We start from the raw sequence: 10000 nt of genomic DNA on the forward strand, positions 1-10000 counted from the left end.
TTGGAAAATATTGCGGATCTTTGGCATGCTGCATTGGCTAATATAGAGAAAAAGATTAGCAAACCAAGCTTTGACACCTGGCTTAAGTCCACCAAGGCCCATTCCCTTCAAGGTGATTTGTTGATCATTACGGCGCCCAATGAATTTGCTCGTGATTGGCTGGAAGAACGTTATTCGCAGTTAATCGCCGGAATACTATATGAAATTACTGGCGAAGAGCTTTCTGTTAAATTTATAATTCCACAAAATCAAAAAGAAGCAGAAAATGATGTCCAACTACCTCCCAAAAAGGTAAAGAAGGACGATGACCATGGGGAATTTCCTCAAGGTATTTTAAATCAAAAGTATACCTTCGATACATTTGTCATTGGCTCAGGCAACCGGTTTGCCCATGCCGCATCGCTCGCCGTAGCTGAAGCACCGGCAAAAGCATACAATCCCCTCTTTATCTATGGAGGAGTGGGATTAGGAAAAACGCACTTAATGCATGCTATTGGCCATTATGTTTTAGATCATAACCCGGCAGCAAAAGTCGTTTATTTATCATCCGAAAAATTTACGAATGAGTTTATTAACTCGATTCGTGACAATAAAGCGGAGAATTTCCGCAATAAATATCGAAATGTTGACATTTTACTTATAGATGATATTCAATTCTTAGCTGGAAAAGAATCAACCCAGGAAGAATTTTTTCATACGTTTAATGCACTTCATGAGGAAAGTAAACAAATTATTATCTCCAGCGACCGGCCGCCAAGAGAAATTCCAACATTGGAGGACAGGCTCAGGTCCCGATTTGAATGGGGTTTGATAACGGATATTACGCCTCCTGATTTAGAAACAAGGATTGCCATCCTTAGAAAAAAGGCAAAAGCAGAAGGTCTGGATATTCCGAACGAAGTCATGCTCTATATTGCCAATCAAATTGATTCGAACATTCGTGAACTTGAGGGTGCGCTAATTCGCGTGGTTGCCTATTCATCTTTAATCAATAAGGATATCAATGCCGATCTAGCAGCAGAAGCTTTAAAGGACATCATTCCTAGTTCAAAGCCTAAAGTGATCACCATCTTGGATATTCAGAAGACAGTTGGGGAACTCTTTAGTATTAAATTAGAAGATTTTAAAGCAAAAAAACGGACAAAATCCCTCGCGTTTCCTAGACAAATTGCGATGTACCTATCACGTGAATTAACGGATTATTCTTTGCCAAAAATAGGAGAAGAATTTGGCGGACGCGATCATACAACAGTCATTCATGCACACGAAAAGATTTCTAAACTGCTTCAAACTGATGCCCAATTGCAAAGACAAATGAAAGAACTTCATGAACTTTTGAAGGTCTAAAACACGACTGAATTATGTGCATAACTTCTTGGTATTTACACACAGTCTGTCCACATGTGGATAGGCTGTGTTTCCGTTGAAATAATGAGTTATCCACATACTAACAAGCCCTACTAGTACTTCTACTCTTTTTCTTAAAAAAATATATTATGTTTTTAATAACAAAAATATGCTTAAAACGGAGGATTACATGCGATGAAATTTATCATCCAAAGAGATCGATTAGTCCAGAGTGTTCAAGATGTTATGAAGGCTGTTACATCAAGAACAACCATCCCTATCTTAACGGGGATTAAAATTACAGCGACAACTGAAGGTGTTACCCTTACAGGAAGTGATTCAGATATTTCGATTGAATCTTTCATTCCTAAAGACGATGCTGGTGATGAAATTATTGAGGTCAAACAAGCAGGCTCTATTGTACTTCAAGCGAAAGTCTTTAGTGAAATCGTCAAAAAGCTGCCGACAGATTCAGTAGAAATTGAAGTACAAGGCTCTCTTCAAACAGTCATTCGCTCAGGGAAATCCGAATTTAACTTAATCGGTCTTGATGCAGAAGAATATCCTCACTTGCCACAAATAGAGGAAAATAATAAATTTCATATTGCCACCGATTTATTAAAAGCAATGATCAGACAAACACATTTTGCAGTGTCCACCTCAGAAACACGCCCCATCTTGACAGGTGTAAACTGGCGCGTTGAAAACGGGGAGTTAAACTGTATTGCAACAGACAGCCACCGTCTTGCCCTAAGGAAGGCGAAGATTGAAACGCCAAATAACGAAAATTATAATGTCGTTATTCCAGGAAAAAGCTTAAATGAACTTAGTAAAATTATTGATGATAGTAATGAGTTGATTGATATTGTTATCACTGAAAATCAAATTTTATTTAAAGCGAAGCACTTGTTATTTTTCTCAAGATTGTTAGAAGGAAATTATCCAGATACGTCGAGACTGATCCCAAGTGAAAGCAAAACGGATGTGACAGTTAATACAAAGGAATTTTTACATGCAATCGATCGTGCATCTTTATTAGCAAGAGAAGGAAGAAATAATGTGGTCAAACTTTCGACAATTGAAGGTGGACTTATTGAAATTTCTTCAAACACTCCAGAGGTTGGGAAAGTTGTCGAAGAGATTCAAAGTGAAGCGATTGAAGGAGAGGAATTAAAGATTTCCTTTAGTGCAAAATATATGATGGATGCCTTAAAAGCACTTGAAGGGACAGATATCAGGGTGAGCTTTACAGGGGCAATGCGTCCTTTCGTTATTCGCCCGCTCCATGACGAAACAATTTTACAATTAATCTTGCCTGTTCGAACATACTAACTTTATATACTTAAAACTTAATGCCACCAAACTATGGTGGCTTTCTTTTAGTTTTCTTTGTAACTCTGTCGATTTTTTAGTAAAATAAAGTATTGAGACCATTTTAGAAACGAGGGTGACGATTTGCCTGAAAAAATTAAGATTGATACAGAATTTATTACCTTAGGCCAATTCTTAAAACTGGCTGATGTAATACAAACTGGCGGCATGGCAAAATGGTTTTTGAGCGAACATGAAATATTTATTAACGGTGAACAAGATCAACGAAGAGGAAGAAAGCTGCGCTCCGGTGACAAAATCAGAATTCCTGGCTTTGGAGAGTTTGTCATTACCGAGTAAATTACAAAGTAATTTATTGAATAGCCCAGCAAAAGGATGTTTTCCTATGTATATTGAAAAACTAGCGCTCACCAATTACCGGAATTATGAAGAGTTATTCGTAGAATTTGAAAATAAAGTAAATGTTATTTTGGGTGAAAATGCCCAAGGAAAAACGAATGTGATGGAATCCATCTATGTTTTAGCAATGGCCAAATCACATCGAACTTCTAATGATAAAGAACTTATTCGCTGGGACCAAGATTATGCTAAAATAGAGGGTAGGGTTCAAAAACAACACAGTTCATTACCTTTGGAATTAATTATTTCAAAAAAAGGGAAAAAAGCAAAATCCAATCATATTGAGCAGAAGAAATTAAGTCAATATGTAGGGAATATGAATGTGGTTATGTTTGCTCCTGAGGACCTTAACTTAGTAAAAGGCAGTCCGCAAGTCCGCAGGCGTTTTATTGATATGGAAATTGGACAAGTTTCGCCGCTTTATTTACATGATATGAGTCAATATCAAAAAATACTTCAACAACGTAATCATTATCTAAAAATGCTGCAGATAAAAAAACAGACAGATCAAACGATGCTGGAGATTTTAACGGAGCAATTTATCGGGATGGCTGTGAAAATTGTCACAAAAAGGTTTGAATTCCTGCGTCTCCTGCAAAATTGGGCAAAACCTATCCATCAAGGAATATCGAGAGGTCTGGAAACGCTCGAAATTACCTATAAACCGTCTGTAGAGGTATTAGAAGAGCAAGATTTGTCGAAGATGATAGCATACTTTGAAGAAAAATTCAGCAAGGTTAGAACGAGAGAAATTGAGCGAGGAACAAGCCTTTTTGGTCCCCATCGAGATGACCTTATTTTTACCGTGAATGGCAGAGATGTGCAAACCTTTGGTTCACAAGGTCAGCAGCGGACTACAGCATTATCCTTGAAACTTGCTGAAATTGAATTAATATATGCTGAGATTGGAGAATATCCAATTTTACTTTTAGACGATGTTTTATCGGAATTAGACGATTATCGGCAGTCTCATTTGCTTAACACGATCCAAGGGAAAGTACAGACCTTTGTGACAACCACAAGTGTCGAAGGAATAGATCATCAAACATTAAAGGAGGCCTCAACATTTATTGTTGAAGCCGGAAGAATGAAGAAAGTTAATTGAGGTGAACCATGTATATCCATATCGGGGAAGATATTAATATTAGAGCAAGGGATATTATTTCTATCTTGGATAAAGAGAGTGTTAATAATTCGCAACTCGTTGAAGAATTCCTCAAGTCTCGAAAGGAAAAGGTAATTAATCTATCTAAAAACCCCTTTAAATCAGTCATTGTCACAAATGACAATGTCTACTTATCCCCGATTTCTTCTGGTACTTTAAAGAAACGTTCAAATCAAATGACTATACATGAATTTTGAAGTTTATTACATGTTTTATAATGATTATATAGATATATTTTTGTCAGAAGGTGCAGGTGAACAAGCATGACTATGGAACAAAAGGCTGTGGAACAAGCATATGGTGCGGAGCAAATACAGGTTCTTGAAGGACTTGAAGCTGTTCGAAAAAGACCAGGGATGTATATTGGTTCAACAAGCGGTAAAGGGCTTCATCATCTTGTTTGGGAAATTGTAGATAATAGTATTGACGAGGCATTAGCAGGTTTCTGTAATGAAATCAATGTCATCATTGAGGAAGATAATAGCATTACAGTTAAAGATAATGGCCGCGGGATTCCTGTTGATATTCAAGAAAAGATGGGCAGACCTGCTGTTGAAGTTATTATGACTGTTCTTCATGCAGGTGGTAAATTTGGCGGCGGAGGCTATAAAGTTTCTGGAGGACTACATGGAGTAGGTGCATCCGTAGTTAATGCCTTATCAACTGAACTTGAGGTTTATGTCCACCGTGATGGAAAAATCCACCGTATTAAATTTGAACGAGGCGCGGTTGTTTCTGAATTAGAGGTAATTGGTACGACTGACCAAACGGGTACGATTACTCATTTCAAACCAGATGGTGAGATTTTCACGGAAACATTGGTCTATGAATATGACATTCTTGCTACTCGCCTTCGTGAACTTGCATTCCTTAACAGAGGAATCAAAATTACGATAGAAGATAAGCGGGTTGAAAATAAACGGAACGAATATCACTATGAAGGCGGTATTAAATCATATGTAGAGCATTTAAACCGTACAAAAGAAGTAATTCATGAAGAGCCAATCTACATGGAGGGAGAACGCGATGGAATTAGTGTCGAAGTCGCACTCCAATATAATGACGGCTATACAGAGAATATTTACTCCTTCGCCAATAATATTCATACGTACGAAGGCGGAACACATGAATCTGGTTTTAAAACAGCTTTAACAAGAGTTATCAATGATTATGCGCGGAAAAACAGCTTAATTAAAGACAATGATACCAACCTTTCTGGGGAAGATGTTCGTGAAGGAATTACGGCGATCGTTTCCATTAAACATCCAGATCCACAGTTTGAAGGGCAAACTAAAACAAAGTTAGGTAATTCTGAGGTAAGAGCTATCACTGATGCTGTGTTTGCTAGTACCTTTGATAAATTCATGCTGGAAAATCCAGCAGTGGCCAGGAAAATTGTCGAAAAAGGTTTAATGGCTGCGCGTGCAAGGCTTGCAGCAAAGAAAGCAAGAGAATTGACCCGCCGAAAAAGTGCTTTAGAAGTTTCTAGTTTACCCGGAAAATTAGCTGACTGCTCTTCAAAAGATCCTGCTGAAAGTGAAATGTATATCGTTGAGGGTGATTCCGCTGGCGGTTCAGCAAAGCAAGGTCGTGATCGTCACTTCCAAGCGATTCTGCCACTGCGCGGAAAAATTCTTAATGTAGAGAAAGCCCGTTTAGATCGAATTCTTTCTAACAACGAGGTAAGAGCGATGATTACTGCGATTGGAACAGGAATCGGTGAAGATTTTGATATTTCCAAAGCGCGTTATCATAAAATCGTTATTATGACTGATGCAGATGTTGATGGTGCCCATATTCGGACGCTTCTTTTGACGTTCTTTTACCGTTTTATGAGAAAAATATTAGAAGCAGGTTATGTTTATATTGCCCAGCCGCCTCTCTATAAAGTGCAGCAAGGTAAACGAATCGAGTACGCCTATAATGATAAAGAACTTGAAAAAATCTTTGCGGTGCTGCCAGCTGCGCCAAAACCGAATATTCAACGATATAAAGGATTAGGCGAGATGAATCCTGATCAATTATGGGAAACAACAATGGATCCTGCTCGAAGAAGTATGCTTCAGGTTAGCCTTGAGGATGCGATCGAAGCGGATGAAACGTTTGATATGTTAATGGGTGAAAAAGTAGAACCACGTCGTAATTTCATTGAGGCGAATGCCCAGTACGTTAAGAATTTAGATATATAAAGCAAAGGTGAAAGGAGGTAACAAAAAATATGGCTGACACACCAAATTCTCAAGTTACAGAGATTAATATTAGTAAGGAAATGAAAGCTTCCTTTCTTGACTACGCGATGAGCGTTATCGTTTCACGGGCCCTTCCAGATGTTCGGGATGGATTGAAACCAGTTCATCGTCGTATTCTATATGCTATGCATGATCTTGGAATGCATTCAGACAAGCCCTATAAAAAATCAGCTCGTATTGTTGGGGATGTAATCGGTAAATATCATCCACATGGTGATTCTGCTGTTTATGAAACAATGGTTCGGATGGCACAGGACTTCAACTACCGTTATATGCTTGTCGATGGACATGGAAACTTCGGTTCTGTCGATGGCGACTCTGCAGCTGCGATGCGTTATACAGAATCAAGAATGTCGAAAATCTCGATGGAGTTATTACGAGATATTAACAAGGATACGATTGATTATCAAGATAACTATGATGGGGAGGAAAGAGAGCCAGTTGTTCTCCCAGCTCGATTCCCTAACCTTCTAGTTAACGGGACAACCGGAATCGCTGTTGGGATGGCAACCAATATTCCGCCCCATCAACTTGGAGAAGTAATCGATGGAGTTTTAGCGATTAGTCGTGACCCTGAAATTACTACACAAGAGCTTATGGAAATTATTCCAGGTCCTGACTTTCCTACCGGCGGTATTATCATCGGCCGGAGCGGTATTCGTAAAGCTTATGAAACCGGCAGAGGATCCATTACAGTTCGTGCTAAGGTAGTCATTGAACAAAAAGCAAATGGTAAAGAAGTTATCATTGTAAATGAATTACCATATCAAGTGAATAAAGCGAGATTGGTTGAAAAAATCGCTGAATTAGCCCGTGATAAAAAAATCGAAGGTATTACTGATCTGAGAGATGAATCCGACCGAAATGGTATGCGGATTGTTATTGAGGTTCGTAAAGATGCGAATGCCAACGTTCTTTTAAATAATTTATATAAACATACAGCACTACAAACTAGTTTTGGAATTAACACACTTGCTCTAGTGAATGGACATCCAAAGGTGTTGACTCTAAAGCAATGTTTAGTCCATTACCTGGACCATCAAAACGTGGTAATCCGCCGGAGAACCGAATTTGAACTGCGTAAAGCGGAAGCACGTGCTCATATCTTAGAGGGTTTAAGGATTGCGTTAGATCACTTGGATGAAGTGATTAATTTAATTCGTAGTTCACAAACAACCGAAATTGCTCGGGAAGGCTTGATGACTACCTTTAACCTTTCTGAAAAGCAAGCTCAAGCGATCCTTGATATGCGCTTACAGCGTTTGACAGGTTTAGAGAGAGAAAAGATTGAAGAAGAATATCAAAACCTTGTGAAGTTGATTGCAGAATTAAAAGCAATATTAGCTGATGATGAAAAGGTTCTTGAAATTATCCGCGAAGAATTATTGGAAATCAAAGAGCGCTTCAATGACAAACGCCGGACAGAAATTGTTACAGGCGGAATTGAAAACATTGAGGATGAGGATCTAATCCCACAAGAAAATATCGTTATTTCCTTGACTCATAATGGTTATATTAAGAGACTTCCAGTTTCCACTTATCGTGCCCAACGACGCGGCGGCCGTGGAATCCAAGGAATGGGAACCAATGAGGATGATTTTGTTGAACATTTAATAACTACTTCAACACATGATACGATCCTCTTCTTTACGAACAAAGGTAAAGTTTATCGTTCAAAAGGATATGAAATACCTGAATTCAGCCGTACGGCTAAAGGAATTCCAATTATTAATCTCCTTGGTATTGAAAAAGGAGAATGGGTAAATGCGATCATTCCAGTGGAGGAGTTTGTGGATGACTGGTTCCTATTCTTTACAACCAAAGAAGGAATCTCAAAACGTTCTCCATTAACATCGTTTGCCCATATCCGCAACAATGGCTTAATTGCATTAAGTTTGCGAGAAGGTGATGAGTTAATCAGTGTCCGTTTGACGGATGGCAGCAAGGATATTATTATTGGCACCAAAAAAGGTATGTTGATTCGTTTCCCAGAAACTGATGTAAGATCTATGGGAAGAACTGCCACAGGTGTGAAAGGTATTTCTTTAGATAGTGACGATGAAGTGGTCGGAATGGAAGTTTTAGAGGAAACCAATGATGTCCTTATTGTAACCAAAAATGGCTATGGAAAACGGACAACTGCATCTGAATACCGTATCCAAGGCAGAGGCGGAAAAGGGATCAAGACCTGCCATGTGACCGAAAAAAATGGCGATCTCGTTTCGATGCGTGCAGTTACGGGTGAAGAGGATCTTATGCTGATTACCACTGGCGGTGTGCTTATCCGAATGGATGTTGGTGGTATTTCTAAGATGGGCCGAAACACTCAAGGTGTGAAGCTAATAAGCATGAAGGAAAGTGAAGATGAATTTGTAGCTACAGTGGCTAAGGTAGAAAAAGAAGAGGAAGAAGAAAACCTTGAAACTGATTCTACGGATGCAGTGGAAGAACATTCTGATGTGGTAACTACAGAGGATGAAGAATAAATTTGAATGGGAACACACTAGGTGTGTTCCTATTTTTATTATTCTCTGCTGGTGGAGATAATGTTATAGGAATAAAACATTTAAATGATATCTATAGTAAAAAAAGAATAGAAAAATCGTTGACTTTTATTTTTACTGATGGTATATTTATTAAGTCGCTTACGAGCGATGGAGAAATTGTTCTTTGAAAACTAAACAAACAAAATCGTGCAAACAAACAATAAATTTTAGTTTCTTTTAAGAAACTAAGCCAACGTAACAAATGAGCTAATCAACTTTCTTGGAGAGTTTGATCCTGGCTCAGGACGAACGCTGGCGGCGTGCCTAATACATGCAAGTCGAGCGAGACTCTTCGGAGTCTAGCGGCGGACGGGTGAGTAACACGTGGGCAACCTGCCTGTAAGACTGGGATAACACCGGGAAACCGGTGCTAATACCGGATAATCCTTTTCCTCTCATGAGGAAAAGCTGAAAGTCGGTTTCGGCTGACACTTACAGATGGGCCCGCGGCGCATTAGCTAGTTGGTGAGGTAACGGCTCACCAAGGCGACGATGCGTAGCCGACCTGAGAGGGTGATCGGCCACACTGGGACTGAGACACGGCCCAGACTCCTACGGGAGGCAGCAGTAGGGAATCTTCCACAATGGACGAAAGTCTGATGGAGCAACGCCGCGTGAGCGATGAAGGCCTTCGGGTCGTAAAGCTCTGTTGTTAGGGAAGAACAAGTACCGGAGTAACTGCCGGTACCTTGACGGTACCTAACCAGAAAGCCACGGCTAACTACGTGCCAGCAGCCGCGGTAATACGTAGGTGGCAAGCGTTGTCCGGAATTATTGGGCGTAAAGCGCGCGCAGGCGGTCCTTTAAGTCTGATGTGAAAGCCCACGGCTCAACCGTGGAGGGTCATTGGAAACTGGGGGACTTGAGTGCAGAAGAGGAAAGCGGAATTCCACGTGTAGCGGTGAAATGCGTAGAGATGTGGAGGAACACCAGTGGCGAAGGCGGCTTTCTGGTCTGTAACT

7 protein-coding genes and 1 rRNA gene (1 of these 8 cut by a window edge) are annotated in these 10000 nt (G+C 39.7%); all 8 read left to right on the forward strand.

Annotated features, from left to right (window positions below; all coding sequences use genetic code 11):
• Positions 1-1347 (forward strand): chromosomal replication initiator protein DnaA, encoded by a 1347-nt coding sequence (dnaA, locus tag QNH17_RS00005; RefSeq protein WP_283876881.1) that lies wholly within the window; start codon positions 1-3, stop codon positions 1345-1347.
• Positions 1348-1542: 195 nt separating this feature from the next.
• Positions 1543-2679, forward strand: a complete 1137-nt coding sequence (gene dnaN, locus QNH17_RS00010) for a DNA polymerase III subunit beta (protein WP_283876882.1) — start codon at positions 1543-1545, stop codon at positions 2677-2679.
• A gap of 123 nt (positions 2680-2802) precedes the next feature.
• Positions 2803-3018 (forward strand): S4 domain-containing protein YaaA, encoded by a 216-nt coding sequence (gene yaaA, locus QNH17_RS00015; protein WP_283876883.1) that lies wholly within the window; start codon positions 2803-2805, stop codon positions 3016-3018.
• Positions 3019-3064: 46 nt separating this feature from the next.
• On the forward strand, positions 3065-4183 hold the full coding sequence (recF, locus tag QNH17_RS00020; RefSeq protein WP_283876884.1) for a DNA replication/repair protein RecF: 1119 nt from the start codon (positions 3065-3067) through the stop codon (positions 4181-4183).
• An 8-nt stretch (positions 4184-4191) separates the two neighbouring features.
• The gene (gene remB / locus QNH17_RS00025; RefSeq protein ID WP_283876885.1) at positions 4192-4440 is read left to right on the forward strand and encodes an extracellular matrix regulator RemB; all 249 of its coding nucleotides are present in this window, start codon (positions 4192-4194) and stop codon (positions 4438-4440) included.
• 72 nt (positions 4441-4512) lie between these two features.
• Positions 4513-6432 (forward strand): DNA topoisomerase (ATP-hydrolyzing) subunit B, encoded by a 1920-nt coding sequence (gene gyrB, locus QNH17_RS00030; protein ID WP_283879630.1) that lies wholly within the window; start codon positions 4513-4515, stop codon positions 6430-6432.
• A gap of 29 nt (positions 6433-6461) precedes the next feature.
• Complete coding sequence (gene gyrA, locus QNH17_RS00035) at positions 6462-8978, forward strand: DNA gyrase subunit A (RefSeq protein WP_283876886.1); 2517 nt, start codon at positions 6462-6464, stop codon at positions 8976-8978.
• Between the two features lie 277 nt (positions 8979-9255).
• A 16S ribosomal RNA gene (locus tag QNH17_RS00040) occupies positions 9256-10000 on the forward strand; it runs 793 nt beyond the window's last position.

This window comes from Neobacillus sp. SuZ13, assembly GCF_030123365.1.
Taxonomy (GTDB): domain Bacteria; phylum Bacillota; class Bacilli; order Bacillales; family Cytobacillaceae; genus Neobacillus.

Excerpts from the sequence above, each read along its gene's own strand:
- dnaN (WP_283876882.1), top strand. The coding sequence starts at position 1,543 with ATGAAATTTATCATCCAAAGAGATCGATTAGTCCAGAGTGTTCAAGAT.
- recF (WP_283876884.1), top strand. The coding sequence starts at position 3,065 with ATGTATATTGAAAAACTAGCGCTCACCAATTACCGGAATTATGAAGAG.
- remB (WP_283876885.1), top strand. The coding sequence starts at position 4,192 with ATGTATATCCATATCGGGGAAGATATTAATATTAGAGCAAGGGATATT.
- gyrB (WP_283879630.1), top strand. The coding sequence starts at position 4,513 with ATGGAACAAAAGGCTGTGGAACAAGCATATGGTGCGGAGCAAATACAG.
- gyrA (WP_283876886.1), top strand. The coding sequence starts at position 6,462 with ATGGCTGACACACCAAATTCTCAAGTTACAGAGATTAATATTAGTAAG.